This window comes from Priestia sp. ST2 (genome assembly GCF_055810735.1).
Window position 1 is genome coordinate 128,294 of record NZ_JBVVNT010000007.1, and the last position, 20,371, is coordinate 148,664.

Annotated in this window: 36 protein-coding genes; 22 read left to right on the top strand and 14 right to left on the bottom strand. The window is 37.9% G+C overall.

The genetic code is table 11. The annotated features are described in order from the left end of the window. The first annotated feature begins 25 nt into the window (after nucleotides 1-25). The 19 genes from AC0KUU_RS25150 (at nucleotide 26) to AC0KUU_RS25240 (ending at nucleotide 5,684) form a co-directional block, all read left to right on the top strand. Complete coding sequence (locus tag AC0KUU_RS25150; RefSeq protein ID WP_473453591.1) at nucleotides 26-592, top strand: ribonuclease H family protein; 567 nt, start codon at nucleotides 26-28, stop codon at nucleotides 590-592. An 11-nt stretch (nucleotides 593-603) separates the two neighbouring features. Then, nucleotides 604-780, top strand: a complete 177-nt coding sequence (locus AC0KUU_RS25155) for a hypothetical protein (protein WP_427598140.1) — start codon at nucleotides 604-606, stop codon at nucleotides 778-780. Between the two features lie 11 nt (nucleotides 781-791). Beyond that, nucleotides 792-1,067: a hypothetical protein gene (locus AC0KUU_RS25160; RefSeq protein ID WP_473453593.1), complete on the top strand. Its 276-nt coding sequence runs from the start codon at nucleotides 792-794 to the stop codon at nucleotides 1,065-1,067. 61 nt (nucleotides 1,068-1,128) lie between these two features. Beyond that, nucleotides 1,129-1,311, top strand: a complete 183-nt coding sequence (locus AC0KUU_RS25165) for a hypothetical protein (protein ID WP_427598146.1) — start codon at nucleotides 1,129-1,131, stop codon at nucleotides 1,309-1,311. Further along, entirely contained in the window at nucleotides 1,308-1,541 is a 234-nt protein-coding gene (locus tag AC0KUU_RS25170) for a hypothetical protein (RefSeq protein WP_473453595.1), read from the top strand. The genes AC0KUU_RS25165 and AC0KUU_RS25170 overlap by 4 nt, the downstream gene beginning before the upstream one ends. A gap of 58 nt (nucleotides 1,542-1,599) precedes the next feature. Next, nucleotides 1,600-1,788 (top strand): hypothetical protein, encoded by a 189-nt coding sequence (locus AC0KUU_RS25175; protein ID WP_473453597.1) that lies wholly within the window; start codon nucleotides 1,600-1,602, stop codon nucleotides 1,786-1,788. After that, nucleotides 1,788-2,045 (top strand): hypothetical protein, encoded by a 258-nt coding sequence (locus AC0KUU_RS25180; protein WP_473453599.1) that lies wholly within the window; start codon nucleotides 1,788-1,790, stop codon nucleotides 2,043-2,045. Before AC0KUU_RS25175 ends, AC0KUU_RS25180 begins: the two co-directional genes overlap by 1 nt. A gap of 24 nt (nucleotides 2,046-2,069) precedes the next feature. Further along, on the top strand, nucleotides 2,070-2,282 hold the full coding sequence (locus AC0KUU_RS25185) for a hypothetical protein (protein ID WP_473453601.1): 213 nt from the start codon (nucleotides 2,070-2,072) through the stop codon (nucleotides 2,280-2,282). Nucleotides 2,283-2,336: 54 nt separating this feature from the next. After that, the gene (locus AC0KUU_RS25190; RefSeq protein ID WP_473453603.1) at nucleotides 2,337-2,486 is read left to right on the top strand and encodes a hypothetical protein; all 150 of its coding nucleotides are present in this window, start codon (nucleotides 2,337-2,339) and stop codon (nucleotides 2,484-2,486) included. Next, nucleotides 2,483-2,686, top strand: coding sequence for a hypothetical protein (locus AC0KUU_RS25195; protein WP_473453605.1), 204 nt, complete (start codon nucleotides 2,483-2,485; stop codon nucleotides 2,684-2,686). Before AC0KUU_RS25190 ends, AC0KUU_RS25195 begins: the two co-directional genes overlap by 4 nt. 66 nt (nucleotides 2,687-2,752) lie before the next feature. Beyond that, nucleotides 2,753-2,983, top strand: a complete 231-nt coding sequence (locus AC0KUU_RS25200; protein WP_473453607.1) for a hypothetical protein — start codon at nucleotides 2,753-2,755, stop codon at nucleotides 2,981-2,983. Between the two features lie 108 nt (nucleotides 2,984-3,091). Beyond that, nucleotides 3,092-3,226, top strand: coding sequence for a hypothetical protein (locus AC0KUU_RS25205; protein WP_427598163.1), 135 nt, complete (start codon nucleotides 3,092-3,094; stop codon nucleotides 3,224-3,226). A gap of 61 nt (nucleotides 3,227-3,287) precedes the next feature. Further along, complete coding sequence (locus AC0KUU_RS25210; RefSeq protein WP_473453609.1) at nucleotides 3,288-4,007, top strand: hypothetical protein; 720 nt, start codon at nucleotides 3,288-3,290, stop codon at nucleotides 4,005-4,007. Next, on the top strand, nucleotides 4,004-4,171 hold the full coding sequence (locus AC0KUU_RS25215) for a hypothetical protein (protein ID WP_473453611.1): 168 nt from the start codon (nucleotides 4,004-4,006) through the stop codon (nucleotides 4,169-4,171). The genes AC0KUU_RS25210 and AC0KUU_RS25215 overlap by 4 nt, the downstream gene beginning before the upstream one ends. Further along, a complete protein-coding gene (locus tag AC0KUU_RS25220) occupies nucleotides 4,168-4,335 on the top strand; it encodes a hypothetical protein (protein WP_473453613.1) in 168 nt (55 codons plus the stop codon). Before AC0KUU_RS25215 ends, AC0KUU_RS25220 begins: the two co-directional genes overlap by 4 nt. Nucleotide 4,336: 1 nt before the next feature. Then, nucleotides 4,337-4,636, top strand: coding sequence for a hypothetical protein (locus AC0KUU_RS25225; protein WP_427598171.1), 300 nt, complete (start codon nucleotides 4,337-4,339; stop codon nucleotides 4,634-4,636). Beyond that, entirely contained in the window at nucleotides 4,608-4,898 is a 291-nt protein-coding gene (locus tag AC0KUU_RS25230) for a hypothetical protein (protein ID WP_473453615.1), read from the top strand. Before AC0KUU_RS25225 ends, AC0KUU_RS25230 begins: the two co-directional genes overlap by 29 nt. 151 nt (nucleotides 4,899-5,049) lie before the next feature. Continuing rightward, a complete protein-coding gene (locus AC0KUU_RS25235) occupies nucleotides 5,050-5,424 on the top strand; it encodes a hypothetical protein (protein WP_473453617.1) in 375 nt (124 codons plus the stop codon). A 113-nt stretch (nucleotides 5,425-5,537) separates the two neighbouring features. Next, nucleotides 5,538-5,684: a hypothetical protein gene (locus tag AC0KUU_RS25240; RefSeq protein ID WP_473453619.1), complete on the top strand. Its 147-nt coding sequence runs from the start codon at nucleotides 5,538-5,540 to the stop codon at nucleotides 5,682-5,684. A gap of 158 nt (nucleotides 5,685-5,842) precedes the next feature. On the opposite strand, the gene AC0KUU_RS25245 is transcribed toward AC0KUU_RS25240, so the two are convergent. From AC0KUU_RS25245 to AC0KUU_RS25310, 14 genes are all read right to left on the bottom strand, one after another. Beyond that, nucleotides 5,843-6,817 (bottom strand): hypothetical protein, encoded by a 975-nt coding sequence (locus AC0KUU_RS25245; RefSeq protein WP_473453621.1) that lies wholly within the window; start codon nucleotides 6,815-6,817, stop codon nucleotides 5,843-5,845. Nucleotide 6,818: 1 nt separating this feature from the next. After that, nucleotides 6,819-7,298: a hypothetical protein gene (locus tag AC0KUU_RS25250; protein WP_473453623.1), complete on the bottom strand. Its 480-nt coding sequence runs from the start codon at nucleotides 7,296-7,298 to the stop codon at nucleotides 6,819-6,821. Nucleotides 7,299-7,311: 13 nt separating this feature from the next. Next, complete coding sequence (locus tag AC0KUU_RS25255; RefSeq protein ID WP_473453625.1) at nucleotides 7,312-7,989, bottom strand: hypothetical protein; 678 nt, start codon at nucleotides 7,987-7,989, stop codon at nucleotides 7,312-7,314. Between the two features lies 1 nt (nucleotide 7,990). Next, nucleotides 7,991-8,170 carry a hypothetical protein gene (locus AC0KUU_RS25260; protein WP_473453627.1) on the bottom strand — a complete coding sequence of 60 codons (180 nt, stop codon included), beginning with the start codon at nucleotides 8,168-8,170 and terminating at the stop codon, nucleotides 7,991-7,993. Nucleotides 8,171-8,184: 14 nt separating this feature from the next. Beyond that, nucleotides 8,185-8,457, bottom strand: coding sequence for a Thoeris anti-defense Tad2 family protein (locus AC0KUU_RS25265; RefSeq protein ID WP_473453629.1), 273 nt, complete (start codon nucleotides 8,455-8,457; stop codon nucleotides 8,185-8,187). A 97-nt stretch (nucleotides 8,458-8,554) separates the two neighbouring features. Beyond that, entirely contained in the window at nucleotides 8,555-8,878 is a 324-nt protein-coding gene (locus AC0KUU_RS25270; RefSeq protein ID WP_473453631.1) for a hypothetical protein, read from the bottom strand. A 20-nt stretch (nucleotides 8,879-8,898) separates the two neighbouring features. Beyond that, the gene (locus AC0KUU_RS25275) at nucleotides 8,899-9,999 is read right to left on the bottom strand and encodes a RyR domain-containing protein (protein WP_473453633.1); all 1,101 of its coding nucleotides are present in this window, start codon (nucleotides 9,997-9,999) and stop codon (nucleotides 8,899-8,901) included. A gap of 14 nt (nucleotides 10,000-10,013) precedes the next feature. Continuing rightward, complete coding sequence (locus AC0KUU_RS25280; protein ID WP_473453635.1) at nucleotides 10,014-10,499, bottom strand: hypothetical protein; 486 nt, start codon at nucleotides 10,497-10,499, stop codon at nucleotides 10,014-10,016. Between the two features lie 138 nt (nucleotides 10,500-10,637). After that, entirely contained in the window at nucleotides 10,638-11,411 is a 774-nt protein-coding gene (locus AC0KUU_RS25285; protein ID WP_473453637.1) for a hypothetical protein, read from the bottom strand. Beyond that, nucleotides 11,411-11,893, bottom strand: coding sequence for a hypothetical protein (locus AC0KUU_RS25290; RefSeq protein ID WP_427598195.1), 483 nt, complete (start codon nucleotides 11,891-11,893; stop codon nucleotides 11,411-11,413). The genes AC0KUU_RS25285 and AC0KUU_RS25290 overlap by 1 nt, the downstream gene beginning before the upstream one ends. Before the next feature lie 14 nt (nucleotides 11,894-11,907). Beyond that, entirely contained in the window at nucleotides 11,908-12,648 is a 741-nt protein-coding gene (locus tag AC0KUU_RS25295) for a hypothetical protein (RefSeq protein ID WP_473453639.1), read from the bottom strand. Nucleotides 12,649-12,749: 101 nt separating this feature from the next. Next, entirely contained in the window at nucleotides 12,750-15,383 is a 2,634-nt protein-coding gene (locus AC0KUU_RS25300; RefSeq protein WP_473453641.1) for a hypothetical protein, read from the bottom strand. Nucleotides 15,384-15,478: 95 nt separating this feature from the next. Continuing rightward, nucleotides 15,479-16,927 (bottom strand): right-handed parallel beta-helix repeat-containing protein, encoded by a 1,449-nt coding sequence (locus tag AC0KUU_RS25305; protein WP_473453643.1) that lies wholly within the window; start codon nucleotides 16,925-16,927, stop codon nucleotides 15,479-15,481. Between the two features lie 84 nt (nucleotides 16,928-17,011). Continuing rightward, nucleotides 17,012-19,495 (bottom strand): hypothetical protein, encoded by a 2,484-nt coding sequence (locus AC0KUU_RS25310; protein ID WP_473453645.1) that lies wholly within the window; start codon nucleotides 19,493-19,495, stop codon nucleotides 17,012-17,014. 91 nt (nucleotides 19,496-19,586) lie between these two features. Here AC0KUU_RS25310 and AC0KUU_RS25315 point away from each other — a divergent pair, with 91 nt between their 5' ends. Genes AC0KUU_RS25315 through AC0KUU_RS25325 form a run of 3 tightly spaced genes read left to right on the top strand, consistent with a single transcriptional unit; the run spans nucleotide 19,587 to nucleotide 20,349 of the window. Continuing rightward, nucleotides 19,587-19,748 carry a hypothetical protein gene (locus AC0KUU_RS25315; protein WP_427598201.1) on the top strand — a complete coding sequence of 54 codons (162 nt, stop codon included), beginning with the start codon at nucleotides 19,587-19,589 and terminating at the stop codon, nucleotides 19,746-19,748. Next, complete coding sequence (locus AC0KUU_RS25320; RefSeq protein ID WP_473453647.1) at nucleotides 19,745-19,999, top strand: hypothetical protein; 255 nt, start codon at nucleotides 19,745-19,747, stop codon at nucleotides 19,997-19,999. Before AC0KUU_RS25315 ends, AC0KUU_RS25320 begins: the two co-directional genes overlap by 4 nt. After that, nucleotides 19,999-20,349, top strand: a complete 351-nt coding sequence (locus tag AC0KUU_RS25325) for a hypothetical protein (protein ID WP_473453649.1) — start codon at nucleotides 19,999-20,001, stop codon at nucleotides 20,347-20,349. The genes AC0KUU_RS25320 and AC0KUU_RS25325 overlap by 1 nt, the downstream gene beginning before the upstream one ends. Nucleotides 20,350-20,371: the final 22 nt, after the last annotated feature.

The following is a 20,371-nucleotide window of genomic DNA, read 5'->3' on the forward strand; positions in this document are numbered from 1 at the left end:
TCTATTAATCTAAGGGGTGCTTTGTATGAACACGAAAAGTAGAGCAAACGGTGGCAGCGCAACACTCCCGAATTTTTGGTTTAAATATGAAAAGACAATTCCTCAAGAAGCAAAAGATTGGATCTATGAGCAATACTTAAATCGCGATACCTTATATGTCTATTGCGATATGTCTCTTTCTGTTGAGAAGCAGGTTATGTCATTAGCCTGCTCTTATCTTAATAACGGCTACATCAAAGTTAAGAAACAACTATTTGAGCCTCCTAAACGATTACTACATCAGAATGTGTACGGAGAAGTAAAAGCGGTTATCTTTGCCCTCAAGAACTTCCACAACCACATCGGCCGAAACAAAAAAGTGATTATCTATTCGGACATCGAGGATATTGAAAAGATGGCCAACAATGAAGTTGCTACGGATAAACCCGTTATGATGAAAGTGCAAAATGAATTGATGCAGGTATATCGGTCTGTATGTAACGAATATAAAGATATGGATATTTCTATTCAGTTCTTACCACCATCTAAACAGCGGTACAATCCATATCATAAAGCTGCTAATAACGCTGCAAGACGATTGCTACAAGAATAGGAGGAAATTACGTGCAAGATTACGTGTTTGTTGTTACTAAAGAAGAGTTTGATGGTGTTATGGATCATAAAAGCGTTGTGCTGGTATGTGAAGAAGAAAGTGATGCAATCGATTATATCAAAGAAAATAAAGAGCCTCATTCAGATTACGATTACGAAAAGTATCCAGTTAAAAGAAAAGGAAAATAGGGGGAGATTGTGTGTCGAAAGAAGTACGAATTATTGGCGAAACCGTTTATGTTGTTTATCAAAAAGGTGTACCTTATAGTGCTCCAGGAGTCAGTATCGTGTATACAGAGGAACGCTTAGCAAAAGGCTGCATCACCAAAGAAGCCAAGAAAATCGCAGAAGAACGTTATAACGAGCGTCATAAAAAAGAATTTAAAGATTGGTATGATGCTAGCCCCGATATGAAGGAAGCGTACATTACAGCTGCACGACACGAATTTGAAGTTCGTGAATATGGGCCAAAATAATAACATAACGGCATAATTATTAAAAATATAATTATGCCGTTATAACAAAGGAGTTAATAGAATGGAACATGTTTGTGTACCGATGATAGAACATCAAACACCATCTAAAATCGGTTTTGTTAAAAGTTATTACGATACTAAAAATAATGAAAATGTTCACTACTGTCATTATTGTGGAGTAACATTCCCTATTAATGATGAAACAGCAGAGAAATACCGCTATCACAAAGGAGATAAGGTATGAAGTACTCAGAAATCAAACCCATTATTAAAACGCTGCATGCTGAAGGATGGCGCAAATATACAGGTGTAGAAAATTATCGCAAGGTTTGGAAACGCGGGAATGCTTTGTACGCACAACAAATCTCAGTTACTGAAATTACATCCACTGTCATTCCGATTGAGAATTTTTTGGCTCATTATGAAAGGAAAGCTATGCGTGAATTACGTTATGCACCTGGACATAAATATTAAATTATTAAAAGCATAATTGTTAAATTAATAATTATGCTTTTTTCTATGGAGGTATCTTATGACATTCCGATTAAACCTTTCTCACATTTATCGAAGTGGTGTAAAAGTAGCAGCATATCGAAAAAGAGAAAGCGGAGTTTACGATGTTTATCCTTATATGAATAGTGGCTTACCAATAAAGTCTTTATTGTTATCTGAAAAAGAATTTGCTGATTTAAAAAATCGATTAACAAAGGAGATAGTATGATGAAAACATATGATGGTTGGGGAGAAAGCAGATTAAGATTAGATGATTATTTACAAGTTGGTGATCTTGTCGATGAAGAAATGTATGAACATTTTATTGGTGCTGTGCCTCCCGCTTGTATGAGAAACAGTTGTACGCAAATGGGTGAGCCATATGATCATGTAAATGGCAGAGCCACATATTCCACATTATCGCGTACAGAGCATGGCTGGATGTATATGGGACATTGCCATATAGGGGAAACAGAAGAGGCGTAAATCTTTGCTGGAGTGTGAAGTTAAATGCATTACAAAGACAAATTTGCAGGAATTAAAATTTACGGTTTTTGCAACGGCTACTTTGGTCGCGATTCCTATGACGATAAAATTATTGTTGCTAGTGGTGAGGATTGGATAGTGGCAAAGAATGATAAAGGCCACAATGAATATGCTACTTTCGATGATCCGGAAGAAATGGATATACTCATTGAACGTTGGAAAACAGAAGAAGAATAAAGACATAACGGCATAATTATTAATTATGCCGTTATTTTAATTGGAGGGAATTATATGTATCAACTATTAAGAGACGGAAAAGTAATATTTGAGGGTACAGAAAACGAGTGTTATATGAAGCTGCATCGTGTTCAAGGTCAATCGTGGGATTATGCTCTTAAATATAGTGGTTATAAGATTCTTCCAAAGGAGAATGCACAATGACTTACCCACTAGCTTATGATCCGCAGGAAGGATACAAATATCAAATCTTAGTTAAAACACCTTATGATCGAGCATATGAGCATTGTGATTATGCGAAAGATAGCGAGGAAAAGAATTACCTTATTGGTGAATATCGTTTAGCATATGGTCCGGGATTCGCATTTCAAACAATCTTGTTGCCACAAAAATATTGGCCTTGAATCTTTTTGATACTGAACAAGAAAGTATTGTAAAATATAGCTATGCATTCCAAAGGGGGAGTTAGATTGGATTCAGTTGATTTAAACGATATCGACTATGATAAATATGATGTAAAAATTGTACCGCATGAAGACAATTCTTTCGACGATACACTAAAGCAGTTAATGAGCATTCTTCAAGATCGTTCTATTCCAGAAGAAAGCAAACAATTGACTCGAGATCATTACAATAGGATTATGAAACATAAAATGATTATGGCGAAGCCGCCAACGATCATACTAACTCCTAAGAAATAAAATCATAATTAATAATTATTAAAAGCACAATTATGTTTTTACATAATTGTGCTTTTTTGTGTGATAAGAATAGTGAGAAAACAATAACATCTTAGAGGAGAGATCATCATGACAAAAACAAATAAGGAACAATTAGAACAAATGGTAGGAAAGGAGAAAGCACAACAATACATCGATATGATTAAATCAATGATGGAAAGTGGAAATAACATCACAGCCAAAGAAGAACAAGAAATTAAATAACACATGAAACACAGTAGCAATTGCTGCTGTGTTTTTTATTTATTTTAAGGGGGAGATTACAGTGACAAACAGACGAAGAAGAATTGGAGAAATACATTTTACTCAAACACATTTGAAGGTGGTAAACGATGTGTTGATTCACAAAAAGACGCAATCCGCTACAGCTGAAAAGTACGATATTCCGTTAAGTACCGTCCACGATATTTTAAAGCGTTGGGAATTACGTATCGATAAGTCGCCATTGTTGCTTACGATTGAAGAAGTAAAAGAGAAGATTGTAAAGGGAATAGACATCGAAATATTTGCCCTGCCACTTTCACATCGCACTCAGCGCACCCTACGCTACGGAGGCAAGTGTCAAACCTATAAAGACCTGTTATACCTCTACGATCATCAACAGCTCAAATACAAGCATATAGACGGTCTTGGCACGATAGCACAAAGAGAGATTCGTCAGTTCCTTGATTCCATTCGTGACATCGATTCAGATGCTGCACAAAAAGAAGAAAAAGATATCACTTTGACTTATGAACAAATTGCGGAGAAATGGGCAGAAGACTTACACATTCCTACAATGTCTCTTCCGCTGCCAGTTGGTATTCAAAATAAATTATGTCGTGGTCGCATTTTTTCCTTCAAAGATTTAATGACTTTCTATATGAACAAGAAAGGCCGACTTCAATTAATTAATGGCGTAGGAGCAACAACAGAAAAAGCATTGCTGGAGCTCATTGATGGAGTGAATAAAATACGTGTTCAGAAATGTGAGGAAGCCAAATGAAAACAATCAATGAGTTAGTTGACGGCACATGTATTGTAGTCGCAGAACATGGTGACACCATCAAACATTTTGATGGTGTCTATATAGAACCGCTTGGCGTCGTGTATTTTGTGATACCGGATTATTATGATGTGATCGGCTATATACAGGAGGATGAATCATGAATAAATTAACGTTTGACCAATGGCTTAGAACTACTGGATTTCTTCCTCATAACGAATTCAAACAACAACTAATCGAAAACAATATACCTCTTATTCGTATACATCAGTTATGGAAAGAAGTTCATCGTTTATATCAAACTTATCTTTTGCTTGGGAGGAATTAAGATGACAATGCCAAATGTAATGCAGTTTCCGAATACAGCGAAAACGTTGGTGATTATGAGTAACTTTATTAATGCAGTAGCTATGACAGATGTAGGGAAGCAGCCATATGAGATTGCTCCAACAAACGGAAAGCATAAAGGTGTGTATGTCTCTTTACATAAAGGCAGCAGACCTTTTTTTATTAGCATGAAAGAGTATATGGATCCGTTCACGACAGATGATGATTTATGGAAACGAATTAGCCAATTATTTAAAAAGGAGATGGATAAGTATGAGAACCTTTCTGTTCAAAACAGCTAATGATATTTGGTTTTCTTTTCAAACGGAAAACATGGAACCTAATGATGCATTTGAAGATGAGGATGTATGCGGAGAAGTCGTAACAATGTTTGTAGAAAAGATGGTTAAAGATAATCCACCTACAACAAAAGAACAGCTAGAAGATGTAGTGGAAGAAGCGGCTTATATTTTTAATTGGTTTATATGTGATTATTTCGAAACAAGTTTTATTCCAGATAACGCAAGACCGATTGAAACGTTATTAACTGAATTTCCAATTTAAACACAGCGGCCTTCGGGTCGTTGTGTTTTTATTAATTATGTTTTTATTAATTATTAAAAGTGTAATTAATAAAAACATTGTCCCAAAAGGATGTATATTTGGGACAAATAGCGGACACAATATAATTACAACCAGATAGGAGTGATTGTTGATGTCAGAATATCGCGTTCCAGTATATGAAAGTCACGAAGATAAAAGTTGTGGTGAAAGTCCTATTGCCCGTGTAAGGTACAATACCGAGTTAGATTTTTGGGATGGTCGTAATTTCTCAAATGGTGGTACAGGATTCCATAAAGGTATCACAAAATTAAAAGATGGTCGTTTTGTCATCATTGAAGGATCACAATGGCAAGGTGATCGCGACTACGCTTATGTCGTATCAGACGATGAAGCTTTAAGTGAAATCTTAAAAAGTAATCATGCTGACTTATTAAAGCGCAAGAAATTTGTAGCGCTTAAAGAACTATATAAGCAAAAGATGATTGAAGAAGATGAAGATGATTCGTTAATTGAAGAAGCGCAATAACCAAATAAAACGCGGTGACTCAATCACCGCGTTTTATTATTATTTTCATAATTATTAATTATGCTTTTATGTGTGATAAGGATAGTGAGAAAACAATAAAAGGAGCAATGAACATGAGAAAAGAAACAGAACTATTCTTACAAGAAATGAAGCAGTTATCACAGGTGATTGAGTCACCAGTATTAAAGGAATTAATTGAACAAAACAACAATGAAATGGAACAACAGGTTCTTTATATAAAAGAATTACAAAACAAATAACCACAGTGGCCGAAAGGCTGCTGTGGTTATTTTGACATAACGGCATAATTTTATAAGTATGCTTTTTCATAATTATGTTATACTAACTAACGTATATTGATCCCTATTTATATACGTATCTCTTGATGGCGGTACCCCGAGTGGGTGCCGTTCTTTTTTTATTTTATGTCCCAACCAAATTCATTCAGTAAGCCTTTGTTACGTACTTCTACATCCATCACAAAAGGCAAGTAACTGTTGTACCATAACGATTGTTCACGACTTGATGAAAAATCTTTTGTATTAGACCGCAGTTCGTCAAACAAACGATTAGAACCTTCAATGAATTCATTGAACACGGTTGAGGCAATATAAAATGTATGGACATCGCTCGCTTCTGCATTATCTTTTGCTTTATGCTGCATAATACTTTTCACAAACATTTCATGTGAAAGGAGCCATAATTCTTCAGCTTTGGTCATACCCGCTAATTGATTGATTTTTAAAGAGCGATCCATTGCTTGTTTTAAATACTGCTTTAACATATAACTTGTCTCAATCAAGTTAATGTATTTCCCGGCTGCTACTCTTAGACCTAGTACGCTGGCATTTGTTCTTTTAAGTCGCTTCTCTTCTTCATAAGTAGCAATCAGTGTTTCAGCTTGTTTAAAAGCTTCTCTGTAATCAGAAAAAGAACGTTCAGTCATGCTTTCATAAACCTTGTGTTCTTTCCCATCATGCTTAGTCATGAATACTTTTAAGATTTTACCGAACGTCTTTTCTGAAATAAACTCTTCGCGCGCGTATCGATAAGGAGAATCGTACACTAATAAGAGCTCTTCATTTTTTTGTTCCAATTCCCGACAAATCATCACTTGATATGCCGCATCTTTTGACTTCAATACAGTAAGTTCTTCTCTTACTGGAATTGACTGAAACATATAGTTATTTCTATATACTTCAAAAAACTTATCCGCTAAATCATTAGCTTCTTCTAAATTTGTAATGCCACTAAATAAACAATCCGGCTCTTGTTTAGAGGAAAGGATAGAACCAAATTCAATTGAACACTTACCGAATTCTTCTTTTTTGACACCTACAAAAACATTGGCAGTTCTTAATAAATACAAATATTTATTTTCCTGAACATCCATTTTACTCTCCTTCTTTCTTTTTAAAGTTTCCAAGCAATCCGTTAATCGAAACTAAATCGCTAATTAACTGTGAGAATAAGGAAGGTAGTTCTGGATTAAACCCTCTCATATACTCTGCATTTTTTAGCGCGCGTTCCGCTATTTCTTCTACAGTCGCTACAGGTACTAATCCTGATGTGAACGCTTCTGTTTTCCGTTCATTCTCTTTAGCATCTAATCCACACTCATACATATATAACAAAGAAATCGCTACTGAATTAGCTGTCTCTTCATCTGGTAAGTGTTCAGCAATCCATCCGCCATTTGTACGGTAGTTGCCAGAGTGAATTAGATACGGCACTTTAAAGTTTAAAAAGAAATACCCTTGCTTTGCAGCAAAGATTTCGATTTTGGTTCCGTCTTTTTGGGAAACCTGTTCTTTTACAAATACCGGTTCGTCTTTTGGATTATTTTGAAAATAATGAGAGGCTGGCGTTCCCATTCTATCACGCTCCTTACACATGGTCTAAGCTTGTATCACGATTCATCATGACTTTATATAATGTTTTGTACGTAATGTATTTATTCTTCTGAATCGACAGCGGATCAAAGTCACCGTGACATTCATCGCAATAATAGCCTAATGTACGTTCCAATAACGATTCTTCTTCATCTGTGATCTTTTCTTTTTTAATAATGGCATCCAATTCATCTTTTTTCTGTTGATCCATAGTACGCGTAATCGGATAATCAACACAGCAAGGACATAACACGTGATAGTACTTCGCAATATAGCCTTTATCCAGAAGGAAATCTAATGTTTTTTCGACCAGCACCAACTCAGTTTGACTATATCCAATAACACGATACAACGCAGACGTTGTGATATAGTTACCTTCGCGGAATTTTGCAAGTACGCTATCCAAGTTAACTTTTGTCTCTTCAGATAAGAAGTCGATTTCTTTTAAAAAAGGGAAGTGGTGAACACCTAATAGTTCTGGATATTCCTCTTCCTTCTTTTCTTGAATCATCGCTGGAATACGGAACATCGGTGTTTTGATATTGTACATAGCTGTATCGAACTCTTTTAATTCTTTACGTGAGAACTGTCTAAACTCTTCACGATCCACACTATTTAAAAAGTCCGCATACTCTTGTTTCTTTTGAAGAATTTGCTCTAATATATTCGGCATCTTATTCCTCCTCGTTTGGCACATACGGAGCATTTATACGATTGATGAACATGCCATATCGTTTAAGGAACGAAATTACAATTTGCATTTCCTCTTCATTTCTACTTGCTACCGCATCTTCCGCTAAAGCTTGAGGAACACCGAATCGCTCAACCAATTCTTTTACATAGTTTTCACCCATATCATTCACTCCTTTTATCGAACTACTTGCCAATCAGTCGCAAACATATCTTCCGGATAAGGGATAGCGGATACAAAGCCTCCGTTGTCACGTAAACAAGCCACAATCATAGGATTCATATCCATAGAAATGATGTCGTCTTTCTGATGCAATTTGAGCGGTTTGACCGGCACTTTCCAATAACCTTCCCACGGCGCACGAGATATCTTTAATCCTTCGTGAATGCATTTATCTACAGCTTGACCATATGTTAAGCCTTCTTCGACGATTTCAGAATACATTGGCATATCTATCAATCTCCTTCACTTTCAAACAGAAATTTAATAACTAAAAAGAAACACGTGCCCATACCTAAGTAGGCGAGGGCAGTAAAGATGTCATCAATCATCGATTAATAAACTCCTGGAGATTATTAATTACATTCTGTAACACTTGTTTTACTTCATCTTCTGTTTTCTTTTTAGGGTTCATGCACACTTCCGTTACTTTAAATCCTAATAACTCACCACCGCTAATCTTGTCGTGCAGCAGGCTTATGATGGAATGACTAAAGAACTCATCCGTTACTTCAATGGATAACTGCAGTTTTGTGCCTTTTTTGAAACTAAGTTGTTCCGTAGCGTAGCGGTAGTGTTCTTCTTCTTCCATCTTTTGATCGTGAATTGCTTTTCGTTCTTCAAAGTTAGGTATCTTCACAACTTCAATCATTACTTATTCCTCCTAATCTCTTATTTAAAGAAATCGCAAATGGCTGCAATGATTGCATCAATTGCTCTCTTTTCTTGGGGTAGTTGATTATAAGGAACGATGTAAGGGCTCTTTTTTAGTTGTAAATCAAATAGTTCACCGAAACTCCAACCCTCTTGTGCTCTTTCCGTTACCCAATGTGAATGAATATGTTCAAATGATTTTCCTCTTACCATATATGCTTTAATATCTTTTAATAGCTTTTTTCGTTTTTCATCGGATAGGTGATCCCAATCCCTTTGATAGTTTCGGGTTACGTTACCATAGGCATGATTTACATTCGCGACTAAACGAGCAATATCTTCGATGTATTTTTCTCTCGTCGCTTCTTTGAATTTACCCATAGCCGCTTTCTCAGTTGCAGAAAGATTTGGTGTAATAGCTGTCTCCGGCTCATTTCCTTCTTGATCACCGTTAACTGTGTGTTGGATAGCGGTCATGGTTGCATCTTGACCTTTGTTCCAGTCCTGGCCAAAATACATAATCGGCGTTTTCTCTGGCATCTTAAAAAACGATTGGCGTTCATAGTAATCCACGATCCTCACTAGTTGGGTATACACCTGTAATTCATCGACCCCGTTCGCACCGTGTTTCTCTAACTTTTCCTTTAAAATCTTTGCTTGTTTTGCTGTGATTATCGGTATACCTTCATATGAAGCTTTTGAAGGACCGATATAACCGGTTAATTGGGTAGCAGCATTATACCCATCGTCACTGATGATACCTGAAGGCTTACAGCAATCATGGACAGTGATTTGTCCGACTTGTGTAATACCTGTTTTCTTCTTTTCGGTTTCTGTATAATCCCATGTTGGTACTTGAATACTACCTGAAGCAACAGCAGGACCTTTTTTCTTCTTGTTTTTAAGCTCTACTTTCATACCCATTCGTTTGTAGGCTTCAACGATTTCTTGAGGTGTTTCAAATCCACCACCCCCGCTATCAGAAATATCCATGATGATATTTTTGTTGTCTTGAAGTACGTAATAGCGTCCTTGTGAACAAACGATTCTACGTTCCGCGTTCACTAATTCAGGACCATTTATAATTAAAACGTCACCGTTATGCACTCTTTCTTCCATTCTCTCCATCCCCTTTATCGAATCGTTTCAGCTGATTCATCAATTTTGCTGTTGTATTCTTTGCAGAAATCAATAAATTCTTTTGTAAAGCCATATACGCCACCGCGACTATCCGGTGTAGCGCGATACGCTTTACTAACAATAAGTTGTACTTCGTGTAAGATAATTCGTCGGTGAAGAGAGTACGTGTAAAATTCAAGGTACTCATCGAGGCTGATTGTATAAGGGTTATCGCAACCTGCTAATTCAGCTGCTCTATTAAATTGTTCTACTGTATCAACATTGACACCATAGATATATACTCTTTTTGAAGAAGAATCGACCTTTACATGAGTAGGAACCGTAACGTCACAATTCTTTACTGGCATTTTTGGTATCGCACGAGCGGTTGTATTGTGAATCACACCAATTTCAATACAATCGTCTCGCATCACAAGATGAATACTAATAAATTCCGCTTTTAATGAGGTTAAATCAAACATTTCGATAGTCTTTTCCACACCATCCACCCCTTATGATTCTTTATACCTATTACTAGGTCTTTTTAACTATTTATTATTGTACAACATTTACCATCTGTCTGTACATTGTTTTTGCAGATAAATAAAAAGAACAGCGAAAGTTCCGCTGTTCTGTGGTTATTGATCGTTTTGTTGTTCTTGTTTATTTCGATTATGACGAATGGCTGCTGCACCCGCGAGTCCCATTGCACCACCAACACCGCCTGTAACCAATCCATTCATACCTTGGAATTTACTCATAGCGGAATAGGTTTTACGAGCAGAAGGTAAGACTGATTCATTGAACGCTTGCTTCGCTTTTTCAGCACTACCTAGTTCATCGGTTAAGACTTTTTTAACAAAGTCATTAGCACGATCTTCGGTACGTTCTACTAACTTACCAGATGCTAAACCAGCTAAACCGCCGCCGACAGCTGCCGAACCTGCAAGGATTGCATCTTTCTTTTTCGCATCGCTATCATTCTCTTTTGAATTAGCAGCATAGATACCAGGAGCCGCTGCCCCGCCGTAAAATGAAAGACCTGAACCAATTGCTGCTTTTTGAGCTAACTTCTTATCACGCAGCATGTTTTTATCTTGAGCATGCCCCATTTCGTGAAGGGTAATCTCTTTATGACGAGCTGAGTTAATCATGCCATCAGCCGTTTCTTCATCCGGTACCATACCTAGTTGCCTCATACCGACAGGATGGATATACATCGATTGCGATAACATATCATCATCTAATTCGTTCACAGGTACATTGATGTTGTACTTTTTCTGCACACCGTCTACAAATTGACGATATTTCTCCGGGTCCATGAAGCGCTCTTGTTGAGCACGTTCCATAAAGTCTTGACCTGTTTGTTGAACGTATCGTGGCGACCAAGCGAGTTTTACTAAACCTTCCATTAACGGTCCCTCCTTAGTTCATAGCGTTTACGGATATCTTCTTCCGCTAGTTCACGTGCCATTTCTGCATCTAATAATTCACCATTTGTTTTATAATAATTCTCCATTACTTCCGGATCTTCTTTGCCACGATGATGATACACGGCAGGTAAAGAAGCTAACCCACCGACAGCTGCACCAGCGCCAGCACCTAGTAATCCACCTAATAGACCGCCACCTACAGAATAAGCCGCTTTACCCGCTAAGGTTTTTCCTTCACCCGCTCCGATAATACCGCCTGTAACAATTCCACCTAAACCACCCGTGCCCGCACCAATACCAGCACCCATATTCATTGCACGTTCTTCTTTCGCAACAAGTTCAGGATTACGCTGTGCTTTCGCTTCTTCAAATGCTTTTTCCTTTTCTGCATAGTGGTCATTGTAGGCTTTTAAACCAGGATCATTCGAATAATCAAACGCTACTTTTACTAAACCGTCCACTGGAACTCCTCCTATTAAGCATGGTTGGCACTACGAGCTACTTCTTGCCAAACCCCGCCGACATTTTCTAATACTAATGTTTCATCTGCTGCACCCGTATAGTTCACGCCACCTTTTAACTTAATCGATGCACCATGAGCGATAGTGGTATTAGCATTTGTGAAGAATAAAGTTAAGCGCTGGCCATCTTGCCCTGTTAACGTGGCAATTGTAGTAGCAGCGGTTTGCGCTAACTTAATACGATTAGCCGCTGTGACATCAACAGTCGTATTGTTGGCTGTGATGTTAGCTGTTGCTTGAACGAAGAATTTCTTGTCCGTATTCGTCTTGTACGTATTGAAGTCCGTTGTTTTCGTATAGTTGTCTTCAACATTTTTGACTCGAGTATCATTAGTAGATTTATAAGTATTTAATTCTGATTTTGTAGCGGAATTGGTTTCTAAAGAAGATACGCGTCCATCGTTGGAAGATTTATATGAGTTAAACGTTGATGTTTTCACAGCACCAGCTTCTACATCCGATACCTTTTTGTCATTAGCGGTTTTGTACGTATTAAACGCATCAAGGTTCAACTTGCCATCCTCTAATGCTTTGACTTGCCCCGCTACGAATGCTTTGAATTGATCAAAGTCACCATCTGATACAGCATGTTTTCCGAATGTATACAGGACATTCCCATTCCCGTCCTTAATAATTAACTCATCATTTGTTTCATCGAGAATGATTTTACCTTCATAGTCACGAATTACCGTCATCCCACTCACTCCTTAAATAGAAAATGATATAGGTCTTTTGACCTATATCAAGTGTACAACAATCCGATTGGAGAAACATTAGGTTTTGTTAAGAAATGATTTTAAAAGATATTCAGTTCTTTCATCTTTTTATAAACCATATTGCCGATTACCGTTTTGCCTTGATTATTGTAATGAACGCTATCAGATAATAAACTAGGAGGAGTTTTCCCTAATGCCATTGCATCCGTATCCGCTTGTGTCGGTGTAATTCCTGCATCAGCTAGACCGTACTGTGACAAGTATTCACGTAAAGAAATGAAATAGCGTCCGAATTCAGCTTTCATAGCCGCTTCGTATGGAGCTCTTTCAGCTGCTGTACCTGAAGATAATCCTAAGATTACAACTTTCTTAGCGTTACTATGAGCAATCATTAATTTATGTTGACGAATTAGCGTATTGATATCATTATCCCAACCACCATTTTGACCGATATAGATAATCATGATGCCGTCATTGTATTTTCGGTCATAATTAGTAACTAAAGCAGTTGGTCTTTCTACTTTAACCGCTGTCCCTGGTGCATTTCGTTTAAATACCCACGTTCCAGCTGGATCAGCATAATCTGTACCGGTGTATCTCAATGTACCTTCAACATCACCAATATAACAAGGGTTAAAATGCGCGCTCCCACCTTGAAGTAAAGGAGTTACCTTTTTACCTAAGAATGTAGATATACCTGACTTGTTGGCAATTAAAATTTCAGATGTATCAGCAGGGATATTGATGTTATTAACCATCATTACATCGCCGCCTTGTCTAGCCATAATGGTTTGAGAGTTTTCCCCACCTGTACCAGCGTTATAAAGAGGTAAGCCGGATAATGTACTTAGAGTTGCGGTCCATCCTCCACCAGCAGTTAAAGAATCTCCCCAAGCTACCATCTTATCGATGATTTCTACACCAATCTCTTTAATCTTATTACTCACATCTTGTAGAGTTGCAAGATCAGGTTTAACTACTCGTGATTCCATACCATCAGCTATTGAACTATTTTGTCCTAATTCATAAGCATAAGAGTAAATCGTGTATGTTTTATTCAATTCTGTGCCTGAACCTTCATTAGTAGTTAAGATATAATAAAACCTTTGATACAATTCGGTTTGTCTTTGACTAGCAGCATAATAAGTTGAAAAGACCGAACTACTAAGATCTACATCATAAGTGAAGGTATAGTTGTTATTCGCATTCAGTTCAACGTTAGTTTCCGCGATATTCGCTACTGTATTATCGGTGCTCCCCCAAGAAGTACCATTACAGAATCTTAATTTAAATTTTCCGGCTTGTTCACCTTTGATAACAATTCTGAATTTCTTCGTTTCCAAATCGTTATAACCTAAGTTAGTTAATCGTGCATACGTATAGGCATACACGTTATCGACTACTTTAGCCTCCATTTTGTAACCGACTTGATCTGTACCCGAAAGGTATTTGGTTGAAGAAACTGTATTGTTAGCTGATGTACCTTTAGCTGAACCGATAGAAGGTAAAACCGCTTTTTCCGCTAACTTTCCTAATGCTGCTGTAGTATCAGCTGATAGAGCTCTATCAGCTATTACCGCCTTTTCTGAAGAACTAGCTTTTTCTGCAAACTTAGCATTTTCGGAAAAGAAAGCGGATGCCTCATAAAACTTACTGCTCCGAGCGTCTTTACGATTATCTAAAACAAAGTATTCCATTGTTCCTGTACCTACCATTTGACCGAAATCAAAAATAGCAAACATTGAACCTGTTTGATAGTCACTTCTTGCCTTAGCTGCATCTAATTCAGCTTGAGTGAAAGGCACTCTATACCAAACACCAGGAGCGTAAGTTTCGTATTTTTTCCCCTGGCCCGCTTGAAGATTACCCCATGAGCTTCCAGTGTTAATTAAACGACCTATATATTGAGAGGTTGCCCCTGTAACACGAAGGTAAACAGCGATATCATCTACATTATTCCATACGAATCCAAATTCACTAGAAGTGCCAGCAACTTTGGCGCCGATATTAAGTGAGGATTTTTCCTTCACTTGAGCCATATCGAATGAAGTTTTATAAAAACCATTTGTGTTTAGTTGCCAATTCGTATAGTAACTATTGATGTTATCTCTAAATCCATATCCGGAATAATCACTCATCTTCCTAAAGTTAGAACCATTAGCGGCACGTAAAGCTTCACCAGCTGTAGCGAACGTTTTACCAAACGGATCAACACGAATATCTTGTAACTCCGCATTCCCTGTTGTATTTCCAGCATTGGCAACGAGATTATTAATACGTGCTTTTTCAGTTTCTAATTCAGTCTTTAATGATCTTTTACTTAACTCTACATCAACGTATGTTTTATCCGTTTTAGGTGTTAGTTCAGATTTATCTGCTTTATTATCTGTTAATCCTTTAATTCCGCTAGCCATATCTTCTTTGAATTTTTTAAACTCCGGCTGAAATACCATTTCAATTGACGACGGCGGCTTCGGTATCGTGGTATCTGGAATATGCGGATCTTCTTCTAACATTTTCATGACTTCTTCAGGCAGTTCCGTTTCAATACTTATCTCTCTTCGGTTATGGAGCTTAATTGCATACTTAATGTCTTCGAGCGTATAGAAACTCACAAACTGTTTCTCTTTCGGCTCCAAAATAGCATTCCCTAAACGCCGGTTGTTCGTAATTAAGTTGATAATATACAACTCGCATAACTTATCTTCGGCCACTTTAACTCACTCCTTCATAAAAAATTGGTATAGGTCTAATTACCTATACCAATTGTACAACAATGCGTATTCAGAAACATTACAATTTCCAGTTCTTAACCCATTAAGAAGGTTTCAAACGATGTAAACTCTACCTTTTGGTTTGTTCCATCTTCCAGTTGGCAATATGCACGGAACAAGCGGTCTTTTGTTAAATCAATTGTAGACTCACGTGAATAAATACGTGGATTACCTAAATGAGTAAAGGAACGCATCACGACTCTTACTTTTGTATTGTCAATCGGATAGACTAACATTTCGATTTGGAAGGCGCCGGATCCTGTTTCGGTATAACTATTTAAGGATACATTATTACCGCCTGCAGTATCGGTACTTCGAATCGATAACGTTTTGTTGCCGCTACCTGTAATTACGCCAGTTAATAAGAAACGTAATCGCTGATTTTTCGATAAGAAGAAGTCTTTTGGCAACTTCCCAAGTACCGTTCCAGCATATACAGGTGTATTAGCAGTTGTTCCGGTATGAACCACTGTATCTGTACGAACACCGATACGAAACTCATTATTGGAGTTTTGGGAATACAAGCGTGTTTCCCTGGAGTTTCCGAAATGAGCATAGTTCACTTCATTGTTTTCGAACGTATTCACTTCATCGATATTGTTTAACCATTCACCGCCGCCTTCTGTACGTACTCCGTATTTATTGTTACGAAGGATTGTACCTAATACGTGAGCACGGCTGTTATGGTCAATTGAAATACCGGCGAATTTACATCCGTCTGCAATCGAATAGTCTACGTGACAAACAGAGTTACGTGAAATCGTAAAGCCTTCTCCACAGTTAAGTGCAATACATGCTTTATCCAATGTACCTCCGAACCCGCTGCCGAATGTACCACCCGAACAATACTGTGTACGGAATCCACTTGTTTCACAATCAACCGCTACACATTGCTGGAAGCTGTAGCTTACATTACGGATTGCGGCAAAGCCGATATCGCAATTCTCTGCACGGCAGTTTTCTGTAATTAAGTAACCACCGCTTTTCATCAATAAGCCATAGCCATTGAAATTGTTTTTGTAGTTTTTAAAGAGAATGTTGCGTACTTCGATACGTAAGTCAGGACATGGCTCAATCCATAAGCCAATCTTTGTTGCTGCTGTTGCCCCGTCAAATACAGCTGCAGGCGATCCATCCGGATTTACCTCACCTGTGATTTTTAGCGGAAAGCGGAAACGCGGTAAGTTATTAATTTTATGTCCTTTATTAATCGTACCACTAACCTTGATTTCCCATGTACCATCTACGGCTACATCAGACATTGAGCGTAAAACCGCCAATGCTTTATCTAATGAGCGGAACGGTGTTTGAGTAGTTTGGCCATTATTGCTGTCACTACCACTACTTGCATTTACAAAGAGTTGATGGACCACATTCGAATTATACGATGTAATCATTTGTTCAAGTGTGGCTATGTATCCAGCCACCTCATCTTTGTATTTGTTGAACTCTTCCACCGTGATTGTAGCCGTACTATCTGCCATACACATTCCTCCTCAAAAGTAATAAAACTAGGTCAAAAGACCTAGTTTTATTGTATAACAACCTCACAGACATTTCATTCCGTTTTAGTTGATCGCTAAGGTATCTTTATAGACTTTGAACTCAAATGTATCGTGCGTATTGTTCTTCCAACTTTGCACAATCCATAACTCTACTGCGTCACCAGCTGTGAATGTAGCAGCATCTAAGACAAAGTTCTTTTTAATGTTTTGCTTCACATTTTTCGTAACGGCGGAAACCGCTAAATTCGTTGTAATATAAGCGGCTTTGGTGCGATTATAAAGACGTATTTGCAACACATCATCCACCGTATTCAATAGCTCAACATCAAGGGTTAACGCATATGTTTTATTCAGAGTCAGCGGTTTAATCGGAATAATTAAGCCATCTGAGTTATTAGAGGATGTCACTCTAAAGAAATCAGTGGTGCTTTCTTGAATCGTAGCGGTATTTCCGTTTTTCACCGCATTGCTAATTAACAAGTATTCATTCGGAATGGTTTCTAATCGAAGTGCCCGCACACCTGCTGCTGTCATAATACGTGCAGGAGCAACGGTTGAATCTGTACGGTACCACACTTGCCCTTCTTCTGCATCGGCCGGATCGCTTTGACGTTTTTCTAATACCAAACCGCCTTTGGTATAGACTTTCCCGTCGATATCTCCACCGGATTTAGGGAACCATGCTTTCCCTGGATGTTTACTGCTCATTGCAAACAAGCGGCTAATTTGAATAAGAGAGCCTTTCGGGTCATTAGTACCCCAGAACGAATAGCGGATTTTGGTTGCTTTACTTACGCCCGCCCAAGGTGCTGATACCACAAAAGGGAAGGACGTGTTTCGATCTACTTCATGTATGAAAATCCATTGTTTTGTAATGTCATCATACGCTTCGATTCGTACTCCTTTAGGTGAGGTATTCCATGCACTTGTTAAGCCCATGAAGTTACAGTACCAAATCGGGTCTGAAGCGGTATCCACTTCTAGTACAATCGGATTTTCATACGTAGCACCTGCTGCTTCCCACGTGACACCGGATTCCATCTCCATTGTCAGTAATTCCGTTAAAGGAATATACGTATTTTTAAGTTTATGAGATGACGTTTGCTTAATGGTATAGCCGCGAAGCTCCCCACGTACTAAATAGTCATCTTGATTTCCTAAAAAGTTCGGTTGGAAAGGGGTAGAAAGGTGATGAGCCAGTGTACGAACATCGGGTACATGGTTTGTTAAACTATTAATCTGATTCATATAACCTTCGTCTACAAAGTGTTGCGGTTGTTCATAGCCATGAGCACAAATGACACGATTAAACTTACTGCCTTTAGCAAAGCGAATAGAAGGATTCGGGTTTTTATGTAAATCCCAAAACAATCCTTCAAAGGTGTTATAGCTACCTTCACAATAAATAGCGAAATCAGATGTTGGCTCAATCTGAATTTGAAGGTTTTTAAACTGATTCCCACCGACATCACGCGGCACACTACCTTCACCTTTTAATTCAATGCTTCGCTTGCAGTTCATCATCGCAATGGTATCGAATGTACATCCTGTGATCCATGCCCATTCACTTTGATTCTTAATCGTTTCATCCACATCGAAATATAAGCCACGATTAAAGTTAAAGATACCGATGTTATTGGCCTGAACAAAGGAAATGAATTTCGCGATATCTTTTGCTCCTTTGCCTGAGTAGAAGTGAATTCCTGTACCCGTCCACGCCTGGTCTGTATAGTAATGATCTTCACCGACTAGTAACAAATCTTCCATACGATGCAGCTCATTATAAAGAGAGAAAAGGTCGTTGCCATCTAAATACACGCATGCTTTAGTGAAATCAAGAAACGGACGGTTTGCAAATCGGCGTGTATCAATCACTCCACCTTTTAAATGGGATTCTGGTTTTAATTGAACCATATTGACATCCTTTATTGGAACCAAAGACGTATCTTTCCCCATTTCTACTTGCATACGGCGCGGTACCATAATCGTGTGACCGATATGAAACGTGCCATCTGGAATAATGACCTTCTTTTTCCCCGCTGCTTCCGCTTGATTAATCACACTTTGAATACCTAATGAATCATCAAAGAGCGGATCAAACCCTTTAACAAGATCAGTCGCTGTGACATCTACCCAACTTCGAGTATTTTTAGTGAGATAGGATAAATCCTTTGTGACACCTTGCTTATAAATGTTAAACACCGCTTGATCCACGACATTATCTAGCTTTGAGTTAACCGCTTTTTGGAGTGTGTTAAATTCATCTCGGTATACACGACTGTCAGCAGGTGGAGTCGGGAGAGAAGGCGTGGTAACTGGACTATGCAAATACTCCTCCACTAATTCCAATACCTCCGGTGGGATTGAACCCACTACTCGTATCTTGTTTTGTTGCTGCAGCTTCAGCGCCACAATTAAATCTTCCAACAATGAGAAATGTACAAACGTACTTTGCCCTGAACGTAAGATGGTATTTCCCACGTCGCGTACTTCATTGCGTAAGTTCTGAACATATAGCGTCAATCCAAACTCTCCAATTGTGGCCATTTTTCTCTTCTTCTCCTTCCCTCTTTTATAGGACAAAATACCTACAAAAGTGTGATAAGAATAGTGTAAAACAAAAAGGGAGGAATAAAAAATGAAAATTATTATTAAAGAAAACGAAATGAAGGATTATGCATTTGAAATGGAAACAACATCAGATATGAAATTAAACGTAATGATTACAGAATCAGAAGCAAAGAAAGCAACTGGATATAGAGTTATCGGACGTATCATGAGAGGAGTGAAACAAGCATGAAGAAGTTAAAACAGCTAGTATCATTTGGAAAAGAAATGAAAGAAGCAACTAAGGAAATGAAGAAAATTATGAAAGAAGCGGATACACCAGAAGGTCGCGTTATGAACGACGAGATTAAGTATTGGGCATATACAGAAGCAATTGACCAAAACGCAAAGTTATCAAAACGGCAGCAAGCAGAATTTAAAAGCATTGAAATTAGAATGAACAATCGCGCATTAACAAAACAATTAAAAGGAGAGGTTCAATAATGAATCAAACACTATACAACGTATTAAACAAGGTATTTAAAATGAAGCCACTTGAAGAGAAAAAGGGGATTTATGATCAAGAAACAAATCGTAAGGTGACAACAATGAGTCGCAGCAAACGAAAAGGTATCAGTAAAATTAAACGAGACTTTGAAACAGAAAAGCTATTAAAAGACGTAGCGGAACTGAAGTTTATGATTAAAGATTTACAACGAGATATTGATGAAGTGAATTACAAAATGCGGAAAGAACGCACAATGGAGAACATGGAGTTAACAGGAAAAGTACACAGCTTTATGAAACGAGTTGATGGATGTATAGAGATTATTAAAGATCGCAACTTACATTAAAACGATGGAGCCTTCGGGCTCT